The following is a 17,496-nucleotide window of genomic DNA, read 5'->3' on the forward strand; positions in this document are numbered from 1 at the left end:
TGGCCGCCTTTTTCTTTCCTTGACAGAAGGTTAGATGCGGCCAAACCTATCACCGCTTGGGGTGATGGAGGGTTTCATGCCGCGCCGTTTTGTCGATTTGTCTGTTCCGCTGGAAACCGGGATCGTATCCGACCCGCCGATTATGCTGCCCGAAATCGAATACCTGACCCACGACCAGACCGCAGAACAGGTCGTGTCCTTTTTTCCGGGCTTGCAAAAAGATGATCTGCCGGGGGGTGAAGGTTGGGCGATTGAGCGTCTTCAGATCGCGACCCATAATGGTACCCATCTGGACGCGCCATATCACCACCACTCGACCATGAACAACGGCGAACGCGCGATTACCATAGACGAGGTGCCGCTCGAATGGTGCATGAATCCGGGTGTGAAGCTGGACTTCCGGCATTTCGATGACGGTTATGTTGCGACCGCCGCCGACGTCGCGGCAGAGCTGAAGCGCATAGGTCACGATCTGCAACCGCTGGACATCGTGATCGTCAATACGTCTGCGGGAACGCGTTATGGTCAGCCTGACTATTTGATGAAAGGTTGCGGAATGGGCCGTGAGGCGACGCTGTACCTGACGGAACGCGGCGTCCGCGTGACCGGTACGGACGCCTGGAGCTGGGATGCGCCCTTTGCCCTGACCGCGCAGGAATATGCTGAGACGCAGGATGCTTCGATCATCTGGGAGGGGCATCGCGCCTCGATGGAGATCGGGTATTGCCACATGGAAAAGCTGGCCAACCTCGAAGACCTGCCGCCAACGGGGTTTGAAATCTCGTGCTTTCCTTTCAAGATCAAGGGCGCGTCGGCGGGCTTTGTTCGGGCCGTTGCGATTTTTGAGGAGGACGCAGATGACTGAACCCCTAAGCGGGCATGACGGCCCCTATGATGCGCCGGTCGAAATTAGGGGGTTCCGGGTGCTGCCGGAATGGATCGACTATAACGGCCACATGAATGTCGGCTACTACGGTGTGGCCTTCGATTTGGCGCTGGAAAAGCTGATGGTCGAGCATTTGGGCCTTGGCGAAGTGCAAGTGGCGGCTTTGGGGCAGGGGCCCTACGTTTTGCAGTCGCATATGACTTTCCTGCGCGAAGTACAGGAGAACGAACCCTTCTTTTATCGGATTCGCCTGCTGGATGCAGACCACAAGAGGGGCCATTATTTTGCGCAGATGCTGTCAGAAAACGACGGTGAAGTCTGTGCAACGCAAGAGGCGTTGTTCATGAATGTCAGCCATAAGACCGGGCGTTCAGTCGCTTACCCGGACTGGGCCGCAGAACGGCTTGCCCGAATGGTGCGTGATCACGCGGGGTTGGACGCAGCCCCTCAGGCCGGGCAGGCGATTGGGATACGGCGGGCTTAGTAGTCGCGTTCGAAAAACACCCCGACACCTGTTTCCCCGCGTCCGTCAACTGTTCCGCGAACGGTGAAATTGTCGGTTACATCAAGATTTAGGTTCACCTCGGTATCGCCTTCGGTGTTCACGGTGAAATCGGTGTAGAGATTGTCACTCAAGTAAGCCCCTGCGCCCAATCGACCCGCGCCGCCTTCGGTCGCTCCGATGTCCACCGAGTCTACACCGGTCGCATCCCGTAGCCCCTTGGTGGCGTCCCCGCCTGCACCGCTGAGTTGGGCAAGTGATGCAGCCATTTGCGCGATGACAAACGGCGACAATTCGGAAAAGCGGTTGCCGAACAGAAGCATCGCCAGCGCCTCTTCCGCAGGGCGCTCGGGGTCAGAAAACACGTCTACTTCCGGCGCATCTAGTGGTCCCGCGATTTCAATCGTTGCCGTGCCGTCCGACGTGCTGGCGGACGACTCGAACTCGATATAGGGGGTCAGGTCGCCTTGCAGGGTCACGATGCCTTTGGTCAGCGCAAGTCTGCGGCCCAGAATGTCCAAGTTACCACGGATCAGTTCGATTTGACCTGATGGCACCACCGAAGACGTTGTGCCGCCAATAAACAAACGACCACCAAGTTCCGCGTTCACACCGCGCCCGCGCACAAAGACAGCTTTTGGTGCCAAAAGCGCAATGTCGAGAGAAATGCGGGAATCGCTGGGCGTTGCTTCTTCGTCAACAACCAGCCCTGCGCGTTCGCGGGTGATCAAGCTGGCCGAGCCTTCGCCAATATGTTGAATGTCGGGAATAGGCGCGGCCCCAACCGCCCCGGATGCAGCGGCCAGATTGATATTTGTTTCTTCAAACGTGATCTGTCCCGCAACTGAACTGTTGCCAGCCAAAGCGCCGGTCATCGCGATTTGGCCGTTCAGCGTTGTTTCATACAAAAGCTGGTCGGTCAGAACGATACTGTTGAGCGTTGTCGTGATATTTGCGTTGAAGGGCGGCGTCAGGTCTACCGGGCCTGCCACGACAAAGTTACCACCGGCGCGCGGCCCGCCGCTGAGGGAAATCGTCGCGCGGCTTTGGGCCAGTTCCACTGACCCGCTGATACCCGTGATGGTCTGCCCGGCACCGGGAATTGCCAAAGAGGTGCCCGAGGTGGTTACCGTTCCACTCAGCGCTTCCAAAGAAGGTTTCCCCTTCAACGCCAGATCATATCGTGCCGTACCGTCGATCTTGTTGGGGGTAATGAACAGGTTGGCGATACCGATATTGACCCCGCCTGCGGCTTTCAGGTCGGCCTCACCCGATGCTTCGTCAAATGTGCCGGAAACCTGGCTGCTGATTTCTGCGGGGCCTTCAGCCGTTGTGTCGATCGTCCAAACGCCGTTGTCACGTTTCGCTGTACCATTCGCGGCAATCGTACCGGGAAATTCCGGGGCGAACCGTTCAATCCGGTTTAGTTTCGCGTCAAAAACCAGATCAGCCGCGCCGTCTGAATCCACGGACCCTTCCAGTGTGGCGTAGGAACTGTCCGGACCACGCAGATTTGCCGTTCCTTCCAGACCGGACGACGTGGGCGCGACGTTCCCCTCCAGTGTCAGTGGTCCGGACAGAGTTTGTGTGATCCGCGCGACGTCATCCAGTTGGACAAAATAGTTCAACCCTCCAGCCTCGCGCGCGACTTTTCCTGATGCATTGGCTGTAATGGCTGAGCCCTGCAGGCGGAAATTTCGAACCTCCAGACCCTGATCCCCGTTTTGGGCGTCCACGGTCAGGGTTGTGCGGCCATTAACAAGCTTGTCGACAAAGTCGATACCGACTTGAATGTCGTCGGCGTCCAGGTTGCCCTGAATATCAAAGGCGCGGGTCGCCAGATCGCCGCTGCCCTGGAAATTGGCGGTCACAGAACCGGTCAGGTCCCGACCCGCCATCCCCGAGAATAGGGATAGGTCTGGCACATCAATGCGCGCCTCGCCTTCGCCGGATGGCTCTCCGGTCGGGTCGGTCACTGTGGCCTGTACCTGTGCGCTTAGGGCTTTGCCATTCACTGTCGCGTTTCGAATCTCGATCTGATCGGCAGAGCGTGCACCGTCCCACTGAATAGTGGTTTGACCGGTCAAAAGCGGGTCGATGTCAGCCATGCCGGTTTGCAGGTTCCTGCCGATCACACTTGCGGTGCCGTCAAACTCCAACGTCTGAACAGTACCGGTGCCGTCGACTTCGGCGCGAAGTGAGCCGCCAAGATCGCGCTGGGCCAGACCCGAGAAAACGGACAAATCCGGTGCGTTGACCTGCGCTTGCCCGTCGATGGTCAGGTTTCCATTTGGCGTTGTGACCACACCGTTTGCCTGTGCCTGAGCCGCTTCACTGTTCAGTTCAAAAGACCGGATCGTGATGCCGTCAGACCCGCGTTTGCCGTCCAGTGAGATCGTAGTTTCCCCTGTGATCACCGGATCAATGTCGTCGCGTCCGGTGGCCAGATCGCTGCCGTCAACAAACAGCGTCCCGTCAAAACTGCCCTCAAGCGGTGACCCTTTCCCTTCGACCCGCGCCGACACCTGCCCCTTGAGGTCAAGCTTGGCGATATCCGAAAACCGCGCCAGATCGGTTGCCTCTAGCGTCGCTGATCCATCCACGGTCAATCCGCTTGTCAGACCGTCAATCAACGCGTCCAAAGCCAGTGCGTAGTCAGACCCGATCAGTTCGAACCCGGACAGGTTAAGAGATTGATCGCTGCCATAATCGAATTGTCCGTCTAACGTGATGCGCTGACCGACAGCTGTGTTCAGGGCCGGATCGGTCAGGTCGATACCAGTGACACTGGCCTGAACATCCCCGCTGACGGCCAGAGCCTCGCCTTGGTCCAGCACGCCCTGCGCGCTGATACGCGCGTTTTGCAGATTGGCCTGCGTTGATTTGAATGCGTTTGCAGTCAGGCTCAGATCCCAGAGGTTTCCGTTCTTGTGGTCGTACAGGGCGGATATTTGCGCTGCTTCAATGGACGTTTCACCGCCAGCGACCGGCAACACGACCGCCTCACCGTCGGGCGGTGTGATGCGGCCCTGAAGGGCAGCCAGTTGGAGTGAGCCGCCTTCAGCCAGTTCCAATTCTCCCTTTAGGTTCAGCGCCTGTGTGGTCAGTTTAAGATCTGACACCTCAAGCGCGCCTTCGGGTTTGGTTTGGCCGTCCACGAACAGGCGTGTGTCCGTCCCGAAGAACGGATCAATTTCTGGGGTCAGGAACGGGGTCAGATCGCCGCTCAGGTCCGTTGTAAAGGCGATCCCTTGTTGCGCGCCACCATCAGCCGCACGCAGGCGCACTTGCCCTGAAACGCGTTGTTGGTTGTCGCTGCTCAACCCGATATCGGCTGTGAAATCGGTAAGCGGCCCTGATCCCTTGGCGGTCAGGCCAATCGGGGGGCTGTCCGGGATTTTCAAGGCGGTCGAAATCAACCCGCCTGCGGCCTCGGTCACTTGCAGGTCCAGATTGATCTCGCTTGTGGCGTTTTCAAATCCTGCCGTCAGCTTGATCTCATCCCCTGCGCGGTCCAGACGGGTTACATCCAGCGATGTATCAAGCGTTCCGTCCGCCAGAGACAGGTTTCCGTTGATCGAAAGGTCCGCAGCGACCCCGATCAGAGGTTCACCCAATGACACTTCGTCAATGCGGATTTCTCCGATTTCAATTGCGACGGGCAGTTCTGGCAGTTGGAAGGGCTGCGTTTCGACGGTTGCCGCTGGTTCGTCTGTCGTCGTCGCACCGGGTGCGCGGGTAATGTCGATCTCTTGCGCGGTCAGCGAGTTGACCGAAAACCGGCCGCGGATCAGCGCCAGACGGTTCCAGTCAAGCTGCGCGTCCTTGATGGTCAGCCAGACGCCTTCGTCGTCTGCGACGGTAATTTCCTCGATTGTCGCGCGCGCGCTAAGTGCACCCTGAAGGCCGGTCACCGTTACGTTCTGATTGTCGCCCGACAGCGTGTCTTGGAGAAAATTCTCCAGCATACTGCCGCCGCCATCTTCCTGCGCGAACACAGGCGGCGCGGTCAGGATAAGTGTCGCGGTCAGCACAGGATATGAATATCGCCGTATCAAAATGCCTGTCCGATCCCGATATAAAACTGCAGGCCGTCGCCTGTGTCGCCCTGAACAGGCACCGCTAGATCCAGGCGCAGCGGGCCAAACCCGCCCAAATCATACCTGACGCCCAAACCCGCACCGGAATGAGAAGCCGCGGCGCTGGTGACAAAAGACGAGGAGTCCACCACACCATAGTCATAAAATCCGACCAGCGATATCGTCTCGGTTATTTTTCCACGCACCTCGCCGGAGAGGCCAAGAAAGGACTTGCCGCCAGCAACTTCGTTTCCAACCGGGATGCCGAGGCTTTCAAAAGGCTGCCCGCGTACGGTACCGGCCCCGCCCGAGAAAAACAGGAAGTCGGGCGTCACACCATCCAGCGAGGGACCAAGGACCGACCCGACCTGAACCCGACCGGCCAGAACGATGCGTCCTTCGGTGTTTAGGCTGGTGTAGCCGCGTCCGTCAAAGAAGAATCGAATGCCTGATTCCGTGCCAGACAGCCCGACGAATGGCATGATCTGAGAATCCAGATAGAACCCGCGCGTCGCGCTGACCTTGCTGTCCCGTTGGTCCCACTCGGACCGCGTCGGAATAATGAAGTAACGGAACTTGCGACCATCCCCAAAGGCGTCATCGGCATTTGACCACTGAAAGCCGGCCGAGGCTTCGGCATAAAGGCGGTCTGAGAATGTGCGCCGTGCACCATAGGCCAGTGACGTGATTGTCACGTTGTAGTTGTCGGTGTTCCGACGTTCGATCAACGCGCTCCAGAATGTGTTGTCGTCCGGGCCGAGCCTGTCGGGTTGATCCAGACGAAGACCGATACGTCCGTCCAAGTCCTCGGCCCCGCCAATATTGCGCAGCGCAGCTTCGAAACGCAGCCTTTCGGCACGCCGGAATACGTTACGATGTGTCCAGGTTGCGGTCACGTCGATCCCATCGCGCGAGGCGATCTCGAACCCGAAAGTCAGCCGGCGTTTCGGCAAGTCTTCGAAATAGGCGTCAAAATCCAGTGTCCCGTCCGGGTTCGGGGTTTCATGTTCTTCGATGGAAACCACGTTGAACGTTCCGGTCCGCCGCAGGCGTGTTCCAACTTTTTGAATTTGCTCGGGCGAGTAAACCTCACCGGACGGGAATCCGGCAACTTTTTCGATGGACCTGTGGCGCACGTCCGAGTCGCCCTTGATGAACATTTTCCCGAAGGTCAGGCGTGGCCCCGGTGCCAGATCGACACGCGCATCCAGCCTGGCCTGCGCATGCCGCGCGATGACCTGTTCGTCCTCAACCCCGGCCTTGGCGTGACCCGCGTCGCGCCAACCCTGCACACCGGCAGAGGCCGCGCGTTGAATGGCGCCGGTCGTGGCCAACTGGCCTGTTGCAAAATCTTCGGGCAACTCGGTTTCAGGGGCCAATGGAACAACGACGGCTTCGCCGAACTTGAAGGTGGGGCCCGTGTTTACTGTAATTACCGCGCGGTTGATTTGCGCGGGGACGCTGAGTGAACTGATTTCCGCCGCTTCCTGACCGTCCAGCTTAATGCTGACGACCGGGCTGAAATACCCTTCGTCATAGAGAATTTGAACGATGGTCCGGTAATCTGACAATGCGGCTGACAGAATTTCCAGCGGAGTGTCCAGACCGCGAGACTCGGCCGTTGCAACCGAAGAGGTTTCTTCGATCCGTTCCACCAACTTGCTTGGCGCACCCGGCGCGGTCAGGGTCGTTTCAAGCGCCGCAACAGATGTGGGCAAAACAAGCGAGAGAGCACCAAAAAGGCAATTCCTAAAAACGGCGTGCCGCCCGTTTCCCTGCATCTTTTGGCTCCAACTGCCCCAAATCGAGTTTTAGGTCACCGCCTTGTGCAACGCGACGGTTCGTTAAAGCCATGTTAGAGCATCAATTTTCGCGCAGGGAAGAGAATTTTTGGCCGGACCTGCCGAATTCGCATTTGTGTGGTCGACCAGTCTCGGGCTTATGATCCCACGTTGCGGAACCAACGGATGATAGCTTCGCGATCTTCTGGTTCCATATAGGTCACATTGGCCGGGGGCATGGCGTGGCTGACACCCGATTGCAGGTATATCTGTTTTGCGTTTCGGGCAATGTCACCTTCGGTTTCCAGCAGCACGCCCTTAGGGGCCCATTGGATGCCCTCCCACACGGGTTCGCGGGCGTGACACATCGAGCATCGACCCAAGACGACATCATGGGCCTCTTCAAACCCTTCGGCGGCTGCAAACTTCTGCTCATACGGCGTAAGGGGCTGCGCCTCTGCCTCTTCTAGCGGTTTATACATTGGTGCCGTGGACAGCCACATGATCGCGATGAACAGCAAGGCTGTGATCAGCCATGTCCATGTGGGATCACCCGCGCGTGCGTGGCGTGTATTGAAGTAATGGCGGATCGTGACGCCCATCAAGAAGACAAGTGCAGCGATGATCCAATTGTATTCCGTCGCAAAGGCCAGCGGGTAGTGGTTCGACAGCATCAGGAATACGACAGGCAGCGTCAGATAGTTGTTGTGGGTCGAGCGCAGCTTTGCGATTTTTCCGTATTTCGGGTCCGGAGTGCGGCCGTTCTTCAGGTCATCCACCACGATGCGCTGGTTCGGCATGATGATGAAAAACACATTGGCGGTCATGATCGTCGCCGTGAACGCGCCCAGATGCAGCATCATCGCCCGACCAGTGAAAATCTGATTGTACCCCCAGCCCATCGCCACAAGCAGGACGAACAGAAGCACCATCAGCAGCGTTGGACGCTCGCCCAGGCCTGACTTGCAGAGAAAATCGTAGATCAGCCAGCCGACGGTCAGGGAAGCTGCCGAAATCGCAATACCCTGCCATAAGGCGAGATCCGCCTTTTCCGCGTCGATCAGATACAGCTCTCCGCCGACCCAGTAGACGATCATTAGCAATCCGGCACCGCTGAGCCAGGTCGCGTAGCTTTCCCATTTGAACCAGGTCAGGTGGTCCGGCATCCGTTCGGGCGCGACCAGGTATTTTTGAATGTGGTAGAAACCACCGCCATGGACCTGCCATTCCTCACCATCTGCAGGTCCGGGGATATTGCGGTTCAGGCCAAGGTCCAGCGCGATGAAATAAAAGGATGATCCGATCCAGGCGATTGCGGTGATTACGTGCAGCCAGCGCACGGCAAATGCCATCCAGTCCCAGAACACGGCGAATTCGAACATGAGAGGTCTCTCCGATTGGTTGCCGCCACACTAGGCAAACGCGGTTTTCTTCGGTATTCCCGTATATTGTCAAACTGTATCAAAAAAAACGATAAGATGTCCTATCTCGACAATATCCGAACCTTCGTCAGGGTCTATGATTTGGGTAGCATGTCCGCCGCAGGGCGCGACCTGCGCATTTCGCCTGCGGTCACCTCGGCGCGGATTTCCCAGCTTGAGGATCATCTGGGTGTCCGCCTGTTCCAACGCACGACGCGCAACCTCAGCCCGACTGAGCAGGGGCGGGCATTTTATCCCGGCGCGGTAGCGGTTCTAGATGCGGTTGACGAGGCTGAGGCGCAAGTGGTTCACCTGACCGAAGCGCCGCGCGGGTCGTTGTTCGTCGCGGCACCGCTGGGTGTAGGGCGCAGGCTGCTTGCCCCGCATGTGCCTGATTTTCTTGCAGCATACCCCGAGATCGACGTTCGGCTGCGCCTGACGGACCGGTCCGTTGACCTGACGACTGAAGGGTTGGATTTAGCGTTTTTCATAGGTCAGCCAGAAGACAGCACTTTGCGCATCCGAAAGATCGCGGATTGTCAGCGCGTCCTGTGTGCTGCCCCGGAATACATAAAACGTCGGGGCATGCCCAAAACCGGATCGGACCTGATTTCGGAAAAGCACGAATGCCTGAACTTGCGGTTTCCGGGTGCTGCTGAATTTCAGTGGCAACTGGAAACACCCGAGGGGGCCAAACGCTTTGCGGTGACCGGTCGGTTTGAATGTGATGATGGGGACGTTCTGACGGACTGGGCCTTGTCAGGGCAAGGTATCGCGATGAAGCCCGTTTTTGAGGTGACGGACCACCTGAAGGCGGGGCGTCTCGTCCCCGTCGCCACAGACACGCCACCGGTTTCCGTCCAGATGGCGTGTCTTTATACGCACCGCAGGCATCAGGACCCTAAGGCGCGGTTGTTTATGGATTTCATGATTGCCCGGATCGGGGACGTTGTCCGCAATTCAGAGGTTTGAGCCCTCAACTGCCGCGATAGGTTGAGTACCCATAAGGCGACAGCAAAAGCGGCACGTGGTAGTGGGCTTCGGCATCGGACATGCCGAACCGGATGGGAACTTCGTCTAGAAACAGCGGTTCTTCTGCGGACTGACCGGTTGCGCGCAAATAGTCACCGGCGAAGAAAACCAGTTCATACGTACCGGTTGTAAAGTCGTCCTGCGGCAGGATCGGGCTGTTTGTGCGCCCGTCCTCGTTGGTTTTGGTCTCGGCCAGCTTGCGGCGATTTCCGTCCGTGATTTCGAACAGCTCAATTTTCAGCCCCTCTGCCGGGCAGCCGCGCGCGGTGTCCAGAACATGGGTTGTCAGATAACCTGCCACGGGAATCTCCTAATTTCTAATCGTCTCATTGGTTTGCTGATGCTTATCACATAAAGCGCACATGTTTTGTTTGACACAGTCTGGTTTGAATTCCGAAACTTTGGGAATGCCGAAAGAAATGGAAACAGCGTTCGGATTGATTTGATAATCATCGCTGCGTTTCTGCGGTAAAGCGTAGGTAATGTGACAAAGACAAGACGGAAGACATCATGCAGCCCCCTCGTTACCCCCGCGACATGATCGGATACGGAGCCAACCCACCAGACGCCAAATGGCCAGGTGGGGCAAAATTGGCGGTTCAGATCGTGCTGAATTATGAAGAGGGCGGAGAGAACTGCGTGCTGCACGGGGACGCCGCGTCCGAGGCATTCCTGTCCGAGATCGTCGGAGCCGCCCAGTGGCCGGGACAGCGCCATTGGAACATGGAGTCGATCTATGAATACGGATCGCGAGCCGGGTTCTGGCGCTTGCACCGGTTGATGAAGGGCTTGCCGATCACCGTTTACGGTGTCGCAACGGCCTTGGCCCGTTCTCCGGATCAGGTCGCAGCGATGAAATCCGCCGGATGGGAAATCGCAAGCCACGGCCTCAAGTGGGTTGAACATAAGGACATGCCCGAGGGTGAGGAACGCGCCCAGATTACCGAGGCGATCCGTCTTCATACCGAGGTTGTCGGTAAACGCCCGGTGGGGTGGTACACCGGGCGCTGTTCAGAAAACACTGTGCGGTTGGTCGCCGAAGAAGGCGGCTTTTCCTACGTGGCTGACACATACGCTGACGATCTGCCTTATTGGATGAACGCTGGTGGGCGGGACCAGTTGATCGTCCCCTACACGCTGGATTGCAATGATATGCGTTTTGCCACGCCGCAGGGGTTTAACTCGGGCGATCAGTTTTATGCGTATCTCAAGGACAGTTTCGATGCGCTTTATGCAGAAGGTGAGGCGGGTTCGCCAAAGATGCTGTCGATCGGCCTGCATTGCCGTCTGATCGGTCGTCCGGGCCGGGTCGTGGCCCTGAAGCGGTTCTTGGACTACGCGCAGGGGCATTCGGATGTCTGGTTCGCGACCCGCCAGCAAATCGCCGCGCATTGGGCGGAACAGCATCCCCCTGCCTCACGGCCCAAACCGTCCGAGATGGACCGGGACGCCTTTGTCACAGCCTATGGCGGGATATTCGAACACTCTGCCTGGATCGCTGAACGTGCCTATGATCTGGAACTGGGTCCGGCCCATGACACGGCTGGCGGCTTGCACAATGCGCTGGCCCGCATGTTCCGATCCGCATCGGAACAAGAGCGGCTGGGCGTACTGACGGCGCACCCGGACCTCGCAGGTAAGCTGGCGCAGGCCAAGCGATTGACGCAGGAAAGTACGTCCGAGCAGGCATCAGCCGGATTGGACGCGCTAACGGATGCTGAGCGCGACGCTTTTACGGATCTGAACACGCGCTATACGCAGAAATTCGGATTTCCCTTCATCATTGCGGTGCGTGATAACAACAAGGCTTCGATTCTGGACGCATTCCAACGCCGGATTGAACAGGACCGAGACACGGAGTTTGCCGAAGCCTGTCGTCAGGTTGAACGTATTGCCGAGTTCCGGTTGCAAGACGTGCTGCCTTCATGAAGCGGATCGCGGCAACCCCTCTGACGCACGCCGCGTTCGCGCCTTTTGGGGATGTGATCGAAGTCGCAGGCGACCCGGACAAGATCATCAATCAGGGTCAATGCGGCCGGTTCCATGACCGTGCTGAGATGGATTTTTCGGATGGCCGTGCAGGGATCAGCCTGTTTAACGCCAACCCGCGTGCCCTGCCATATCAGCTTGATATGGTAGAGCGGCATCCGGATGGCAGCCAAGCCTTTATCCCCATGACCCATCAGCCTTTTCTGGTCATCGTTGCCCTGGACGAGAACGGTAAGCCGGGCGAGCCGGTGGCGTTCATTACCACTCCGGGGCAGGCGGTGAACTATCGCAGGGGCACATGGCATGGCGTTCTGACGCCACTGCACGGCCCCGGCCTGTTCGCGGTTGTTGATCGGATCGGCACAGGCACCAACCTTGAGGAATTTTGGTTCGACACACCCTACGAAGTCGTGTCGTGACCGTTGAAGCCGCAGGATAAGCGGCAAGACCCCCGTGAACCTGACAGAGAGGACAGTAACTCATGGCTGACACTTCCATAGGGACCCCCGAACAGCTTCGGGACCCGAACTATACTCCGGCTTTGCATAAGGCGGTTCCGCTGGGCATCCAGCACGTCTTGGCGATGTTCGTATCCAACGTCACGCCCGCGATCATCGTGGCAGGGGCGGCTGGGTTCGGATTTGGGTCCAACTCACCGGACTTTCCTGAGTTGCTGTACTTGATCCAGATGTCGATGCTGTTTGCCGGCGTCGCGACGCTGCTGCAGACAGTAACGCTCGGGCCGGTCGGTGCCGCTTTGCCCATCGTGCAAGGCACCAGTTTTGCCTTTCTGCCCATCATGATTCCGCTGGTCGCGGGTAAAGGCGTCGATGGTTTAGCGGCCTTGTTCGGCGGGGTGATCGTCGGCGGTTTGTTCCATGCTTTGCTGGGGACTGTGATCGGAAAAATCCGCTTTGCGCTGCCGCCTCTGGTGACCGGGCTGGTGGTCACCATGATCGGTTTGGCATTGGTCAAGGTCGGCATTCAATACGCCGCAGGAGGTGTTCCGGCCATTGGGACGCCTGAATATGGGTCGGCCCTGAACTGGTCGGCGGCTCTGGTCGTGATCATCGTCACGCTGGCGCTAAAGTTTTTCACGCGCGGGATGCTCTCTGTCTCGGCTGTTTTGATTGGCCTAGTTGCTGGCTATGGGTACGCCCTGATGGTTGGAATGGTCACGTTCGAAGCAATTGGCACAAGTTGGGATCGCGCGGCATCCTTTGCGCTGCCGGTGCCGTTTAAATACGGGTTCGAGTTCTCGTTCGCGGCGATCATCGGTTTCTGCCTGATGGCCTTTGTGTCGGCAATTGAAACCGTGGGCGATGTGTCCGGTGTCACCAAGGGTGGGGCAGGGCGCGAAGCCACTGACAAGGAAATCGCCGGGGCCACCTATGCGGACGGTTTCGGGTCAGCCTTGGCTGGTGTGTTTGGTGGCTTGCCAAATACCTCCTTCAGCCAGAATGTCGGGCTGATCGCCATGACCGGTGTGATGAGCCGCAACGTGGTTACGATTGGCGCGCTGTTCCTGATCCTGTGCGGTCTTGTTCCCAAGGTCGGGGCGATCATCCGTACCGTTCCCATCGAAGTGCTGGGTGGTGGTGTGATTGTGATGTTCGGGATGGTCGTCGCAGCCGGTGTTTCGATGCTGTCAGATGTGGATTGGAACCGGCGCAACATGGTGATCTTTGCAATCTCGCTGTCGATCGGGTTTGGCTTACAGCTCGAGCCCAATGCGGTTCAGCACCTGCCTGACACGCTAGGCATACTGATGAAAAGCGGCCTGTTGCCTGCAGCACTGATCGCTATCGTTTTAAACCTGATCCTGCCGCACGAACTGGCAGATGAGGCGACCGAAGAAGTCTCGGGCGGAATGTCCGGGCATGGATCGGGCAGCCTGCCGGGCGAATAGCCAAAAGAAGGCGGATTGCAGTGTTCTGCGGTCCGCTTACCCTCGGGCCATTAACCGCGCCACGTCCAGCATCCGGGCTGAAAATCCCCATTCGTTGTCATACCATCCGAAAACGCGAACCTGACACTCACCGATCTGGCGTGTTTCGGGGCCTGCGATAACCAGAGACTCGGGGCGCGTGCGCAGGTCGGACGAGACTAACGGCTCGTCCGTCCAGCCCAATACTGGCGAGGACGACACTGCCGCGCGCAATTCCTTATCGAACGCCTTGGGTGTCATACCTCGTTCCAGTGTCACAACCAGATCAACCGCTGAAACACTGGCTGTCGGAACCCGAACAGCGGCCCCGGAAATGCGACCTGCGAGGTGGGGCAGAACCTCATCAATCAGATGCGTGGCACTTGTGGTGGTCGGCACCATCGACAACGCTCCCGCGCGAGAACGGGCCAGATCACCGCGCGGCGCGTCGACCATCGGCTGGCTGTTGGTATAGCAGTGGATGGTGGTCATATGCGCCGAGGCCACGCCCCCGATTTGATCCAGAACCTTGACCAAGGGCGCAAGCCCGTTGGTCGTGCAGGATGCATTTGAAACAATCCGCGCGGCGCCCAGTTGATCTTCGTTCGCGCCCAGAACAATCGTGATTTCGGTTGCGGGGGACGGGCCAGAGATCAGCACCTTGATGGCCCCAGCAGTCAGACCCTGGCTGGCCACATCCGACGTTCTGGCAACACCGGTGCAGTCCATCAGGACATCAACGCCGGTCAAGTCCACCTGCGACAAGTCCGAACTATGCGTGACCGGGATTGCGCGCCCGTCTACCACCAGTTCCGCGTCACCTTGCGCGACCGTGCCGGTGTAGGGGCCAAACGTGCTGTCGTATTTGAACAGATAAGCGCAGGTCTCAAGCGGTGCGATATCGTTGATCAGCACCAGCTCAACGTCGTTGTCCTGCGGCTGTGCCAGAAGCTGCCGCAGGATCGTGCGGCCGATCCGACCGAATCCGTTAATCGCGAGTTTCATGCGCAAGCTATGGCAGCGCGTTGCGCTGACCTCAATGCCCGTTTGGTGCCGGGGTCAGTTGCAGCTAACTTGCGAGAAGAACTGCCCAGAGATGTTTTGATACATACTGCCAACAATTGGTCTGCATCCCGTGGCCTGCTGAATCGCGGTTGCGGCCTGAAGCGTCCGCAGGCGCGGCGGCGGGCCAAAGGGATTCAGATTGTTGTTGTCCCGCGTCGCGCGGTACACGACCGGCGCATCCGACACCTGCGTCACCGCCCAAGTGCGGCTCATGACGAAAACCTGTTTGGTTTCTTCCTTGGCTACAACAGGGGTTGCCTGAAAAGCAGTCAGGCCAACTGTTGCCGCCAGTGCCAGCATTGATCCGCGCAGTACCATTGAACAATCTCCAGTGCTAAAAACAGGTGTTATTTCACCAGATTCAAGCGCTTCTGTGAAGCCCTGCGCGGGAAAAAGCCGATTTGCCGTCAACGCTTGGTTAACGACAGCGGCATGTGCCGGTTTACGTCCTTGTAAAGCAGATAGCGAAATCTGCCCGGCCCACCGGCGTAACAGGCCTGAGGGCAGAACGCGCGCAGCCACATATAGTCGCCCGCCTCGACCTCAACCCAGTCCTGATTCAACCGATAGACGGCTTTGCCTTCTAATACATACAGGCCATGTTCCATGACGTGTGTTTCGGCAAACGGGATGACGCCGCCGGGTTCGAACGTCACGATGTTGACGTGCATGTCATGGCGCAAGTCCTGAGGGTCCGCGAACCGGGTGGTCGCCCAGCGCCCGTCGGTTCCGGGCATGGGGATCGGCGCGACGTTGCGCTCGTTCGTGATGATCGGGTCGGGGGCTGGCAGGCCGGGGACCGCTTCATAGGCTTTGCGAACCCAGTGAAAACGCGCGGTTTCATCGGCGCGATTGTGCAGGGTCCAGTCCGATCCGGCCGGAATATAAGCGTATCCTCCGGTTTCAAGGACGTGGACAGCCCCGTCCAAGGTCAACGTCACGGCCCCTTCGACCACGAACAGAACTCCTTGTGCGTTTGCGTCTGTCTCGGGCTGGTCGCTGCCGCCGCCGGGCTGAACCTCCATGATGTACTGAGAGAACGTCTCGGCAAATCCGCTCAGGGGGCGGGACAGGACCCAAAGGCGGGTGTTTTCCCAGAACGGCAAATTGCTGGTTACGATATCCCGCATCGTGCCCTTGGGGATCACGGCATATGCGTCGGTGAACATGGCGCGGTCAGTCAAAAGCTGATCCTGCCCCGGGTGACCCCCGGTTGGCGCATAGTATGTTGGCTGTGCCATTTCGTGCCTCTAACTCGTGTTTCGGGCACTATGCTGGGATTGCACTTTCGCCTCTAGCGGCAGAGTCGCGATAGGTTTGTTCGGATTTATTTGAAGGTCGCAAGGGGACTTGGCCGCCCATTGCAGGCGGTATAGTCTGAATGACGAAGTCATTTTTGAAAGGCGAGGTGTTCATGAAACCTCTGGCGGTCACGGCATTTGTTTTTGCAGCTATGGTGGGTTTTGGAACGGGTAGTCACGCCAAGCCTTTGTCGAGAATCATTGCTGAAATGGGGCTAAGCCCAGCAGACTTCAACGTGGTGAACGCGACAGCGGATTCGATGCTGGAAAATGGCGCGCCTCCGGTCGGTACGGAACGCAATTGGACCAGTCAGGATTCGGGGTCAAAAGGAACAATTCGTGTGCGCGATGTGCGGGACAATTGTGTGCATTTCCAACACTTGATCCAGCCTGAAGGCACCGAGCAGGTGCGCGAGGTCAGAACTCGCAGATGTCAGGACGCCGGTGGTGCCTGGATTCTGACACCTTGACCAACGATCAATACCCCCGCGCGCGGTCCACTTCGTGCAGCAGGGGTTTTCCGTCGGTCAGACGCTGAAAATTCTCGGCCACATCCCCAAGGGCCTCGCCCAGATGCCAACCCGAAACATGCGGGGTGATCATCACGTTCGGGTGAGCCCAGAGAGGGCTTTGCGATGGCAGCGGTTCAGTGGACGTGACATCAAGAACAGCGTGCCCCAATGTGCCCTTGTCCAAAGCCGAGATCAACGCTGTTTCGTCTATCAGATCCCCACGTCCAGCATTCAGCAGTTGACTGCCCGGCTTCATGGCCGCCAGCATTTCGGCATCGAACAATCCGATGGTCTGCGGGGTCGACGGCAGGATCGCGCAGACATGGTCGCATTGGCCCAATAGGTCGGGCAAGGCTGCGTCCCCGTGCACGCAAGTCACCCCGTCAAGTTGTTTGGGTGATCGGCTCCAGCCCATGACGTTGAACCCAATCGCACGCAGCATCAGGGCGCTGCGTGCACCGATATGTCCCAAACCCAGAACCCCGACAGTTTTCTCGGGAGTATAGCCCGGTGCCTTGGGCAGCCACTCCGCCTTGCGCTGGGCTGTCTCGTGGAAAGAAACGTTTCTCTGGTGATGCAGGATGTAGGTCACGAACCACTCGGCAATGCCTTGTGCCGGGGCATCCGGTTTCAGGCGCGCCACCCGAACGTGGTCAGGTAGGTTGGGATTGCTGATAATCGTCTCAACCCCCGCACCCAGTTTCTGAACCAGTTTCAGATTGGGAAGTTGCGTTGGGTGTGTATCGTTCAAGCCGACGACGGCAATCATCGTTACATCGGCGGGGTCGCCGATGGTGTCTGGCGTCCTGACGTCCATACCGGGGCGCAAGCGCTTAATTTCACGAACTATGTCGCCATCACTCATCCAGTCGGAAAGTCCTGTTTCGATCAGCAAGGCCATTTTGCGCTCCGTAGTTTTCATTCCAGGTCTGGTGACGTTCTGACCACCAACCGGACATTGTACTGGCAGCTAATTCATTCTCTTCGGGAACGTAAAGACT

General features: G+C 58.2%; 15 protein-coding genes. 7 read left to right on the forward strand and 8 right to left on the reverse strand.

Annotated elements, in window-relative coordinates; all coding sequences use genetic code 11:
* Nucleotides 1–76 precede the first annotated feature (76 nt).
* A complete protein-coding gene (locus tag GOX73_RS11530; RefSeq protein ID WP_171125763.1) occupies nt 77–865 on the forward strand; it encodes a cyclase family protein in 789 nt (262 codons plus the stop codon).
* A complete protein-coding gene (locus tag GOX73_RS11535; RefSeq protein WP_171121798.1) occupies nt 858–1,370 on the forward strand; it encodes a thioesterase family protein in 513 nt (170 codons plus the stop codon). Before GOX73_RS11530 ends, GOX73_RS11535 begins: the two co-directional genes overlap by 8 nt.
* Here GOX73_RS11535 and GOX73_RS11540 read toward each other — a convergent pair.
* From GOX73_RS11540 to GOX73_RS11550, 3 genes are all read right to left on the reverse strand, one after another.
* Entirely contained in the window at nt 1,367–5,446 is a 4,080-nt protein-coding gene (locus GOX73_RS11540; RefSeq protein ID WP_254429182.1) for a translocation/assembly module TamB domain-containing protein, read from the reverse strand. The genes GOX73_RS11535 and GOX73_RS11540 overlap by 4 nt on opposite strands.
* Nucleotides 5,443–7,248 (reverse strand): autotransporter assembly complex family protein, encoded by a 1,806-nt coding sequence (locus tag GOX73_RS11545; protein ID WP_171125760.1) that lies wholly within the window; start codon nt 7,246–7,248, stop codon nt 5,443–5,445. The genes GOX73_RS11540 and GOX73_RS11545 overlap by 4 nt, the downstream gene beginning before the upstream one ends.
* Nucleotides 7,249–7,406: 158 nt before the next feature.
* A complete protein-coding gene (locus GOX73_RS11550) occupies nt 7,407–8,630 on the reverse strand; it encodes a urate hydroxylase PuuD (protein ID WP_171134901.1) in 1,224 nt (407 codons plus the stop codon).
* A 96-nt stretch (nt 8,631–8,726) separates the two neighbouring features.
* Between GOX73_RS11550 and GOX73_RS11555 the strand changes: the two genes are divergently transcribed.
* Nucleotides 8,727–9,641, forward strand: a complete 915-nt coding sequence (locus GOX73_RS11555; protein ID WP_171125758.1) for a LysR family transcriptional regulator — start codon at nt 8,727–8,729, stop codon at nt 9,639–9,641.
* 4 nt (nt 9,642–9,645) lie between these two features.
* On the opposite strand, the gene uraH is transcribed toward GOX73_RS11555, so the two are convergent.
* Nucleotides 9,646–10,002, reverse strand: coding sequence for a hydroxyisourate hydrolase (gene uraH / locus GOX73_RS11560; protein WP_171121802.1), 357 nt, complete (start codon nt 10,000–10,002; stop codon nt 9,646–9,648).
* A 209-nt stretch (nt 10,003–10,211) separates the two neighbouring features.
* Here uraH and puuE point away from each other — a divergent pair, with 209 nt between their 5' ends.
* From puuE to GOX73_RS11575, 3 genes are all read left to right on the forward strand, one after another.
* Nucleotides 10,212–11,630: an allantoinase PuuE gene (gene puuE / locus GOX73_RS11565; protein WP_171125756.1), complete on the forward strand. Its 1,419-nt coding sequence runs from the start codon at nt 10,212–10,214 to the stop codon at nt 11,628–11,630.
* A complete protein-coding gene (locus tag GOX73_RS11570) occupies nt 11,627–12,109 on the forward strand; it encodes an ureidoglycolate lyase (protein WP_171125754.1) in 483 nt (160 codons plus the stop codon). The genes puuE and GOX73_RS11570 overlap by 4 nt, the downstream gene beginning before the upstream one ends.
* Before the next feature lie 62 nt (nt 12,110–12,171).
* Nucleotides 12,172–13,599, forward strand: a complete 1,428-nt coding sequence (locus GOX73_RS11575; RefSeq protein WP_171121805.1) for a nucleobase:cation symporter-2 family protein — start codon at nt 12,172–12,174, stop codon at nt 13,597–13,599.
* 36 nt (nt 13,600–13,635) lie between these two features.
* On the opposite strand, the gene GOX73_RS11580 is transcribed toward GOX73_RS11575, so the two are convergent.
* The 3 genes from GOX73_RS11580 to GOX73_RS11590 all read right to left on the reverse strand — a co-directional run bounded on the left by GOX73_RS11580 (nt 13,636) and on the right by GOX73_RS11590 (nt 15,923).
* Complete coding sequence (locus GOX73_RS11580; RefSeq protein WP_171125752.1) at nt 13,636–14,622, reverse strand: type I glyceraldehyde-3-phosphate dehydrogenase; 987 nt, start codon at nt 14,620–14,622, stop codon at nt 13,636–13,638.
* A 54-nt stretch (nt 14,623–14,676) separates the two neighbouring features.
* A complete protein-coding gene (locus tag GOX73_RS11585; RefSeq protein ID WP_171121807.1) occupies nt 14,677–15,000 on the reverse strand; it encodes a hypothetical protein in 324 nt (107 codons plus the stop codon).
* 89 nt (nt 15,001–15,089) lie between these two features.
* Entirely contained in the window at nt 15,090–15,923 is an 834-nt protein-coding gene (locus GOX73_RS11590; protein ID WP_171134902.1) for a bifunctional allantoicase/(S)-ureidoglycine aminohydrolase, read from the reverse strand.
* 140 nt (nt 15,924–16,063) lie between these two features.
* On the opposite strand from GOX73_RS11590, the gene GOX73_RS11595 reads away from it, so the two are divergent.
* Nucleotides 16,064–16,453, forward strand: coding sequence for a hypothetical protein (locus GOX73_RS11595; protein WP_254429183.1), 390 nt, complete (start codon nt 16,064–16,066; stop codon nt 16,451–16,453).
* A gap of 7 nt (nt 16,454–16,460) precedes the next feature.
* Here the strand turns inward: GOX73_RS11595 and GOX73_RS11600 are convergent, their stop codons facing one another.
* Nucleotides 16,461–17,396, reverse strand: a complete 936-nt coding sequence (locus GOX73_RS11600; protein WP_171125747.1) for a glyoxylate/hydroxypyruvate reductase A — start codon at nt 17,394–17,396, stop codon at nt 16,461–16,463.
* Nucleotides 17,397–17,496 lie beyond the last annotated feature (100 nt).

The organism is Ruegeria sp. HKCCD7221, from assembly GCF_013031225.1.
GTDB lineage: Bacteria > Pseudomonadota > Alphaproteobacteria > Rhodobacterales > Rhodobacteraceae > Ruegeria.

Coding starts and splice junctions, on each gene's coding strand:
- GOX73_RS11530 (WP_171125763.1), top strand. CDS start 77: ATGCCGCGCCGTTTTGTCGATTTGTCTGTTCCGCTGGAAACCGGGATC.
- GOX73_RS11535 (WP_171121798.1), top strand. CDS start 858: ATGACTGAACCCCTAAGCGGGCATGACGGCCCCTATGATGCGCCGGTC.
- GOX73_RS11545 (WP_171125760.1), bottom strand. CDS start 7,248: ATGCAGGGAAACGGGCGGCACGCCGTTTTTAGGAATTGCCTTTTTGGT.
- GOX73_RS11550 (WP_171134901.1), bottom strand. CDS start 8,630: ATGTTCGAATTCGCCGTGTTCTGGGACTGGATGGCATTTGCCGTGCGC.
- GOX73_RS11555 (WP_171125758.1), top strand. CDS start 8,727: ATGTCCTATCTCGACAATATCCGAACCTTCGTCAGGGTCTATGATTTG.
- puuE (WP_171125756.1), top strand. CDS start 10,212: ATGCAGCCCCCTCGTTACCCCCGCGACATGATCGGATACGGAGCCAAC.
- GOX73_RS11570 (WP_171125754.1), top strand. CDS start 11,627: ATGAAGCGGATCGCGGCAACCCCTCTGACGCACGCCGCGTTCGCGCCT.
- GOX73_RS11575 (WP_171121805.1), top strand. CDS start 12,172: ATGGCTGACACTTCCATAGGGACCCCCGAACAGCTTCGGGACCCGAAC.
- GOX73_RS11580 (WP_171125752.1), bottom strand. CDS start 14,622: ATGAAACTCGCGATTAACGGATTCGGTCGGATCGGCCGCACGATCCTG.
- GOX73_RS11585 (WP_171121807.1), bottom strand. CDS start 15,000: ATGGTACTGCGCGGATCAATGCTGGCACTGGCGGCAACAGTTGGCCTG.
- GOX73_RS11590 (WP_171134902.1), bottom strand. CDS start 15,923: ATGGCACAGCCAACATACTATGCGCCAACCGGGGGTCACCCGGGGCAG.
- GOX73_RS11595 (WP_254429183.1), top strand. CDS start 16,064: ATGACGAAGTCATTTTTGAAAGGCGAGGTGTTCATGAAACCTCTGGCG.
- GOX73_RS11600 (WP_171125747.1), bottom strand. CDS start 17,396: ATGGCCTTGCTGATCGAAACAGGACTTTCCGACTGGATGAGTGATGGC.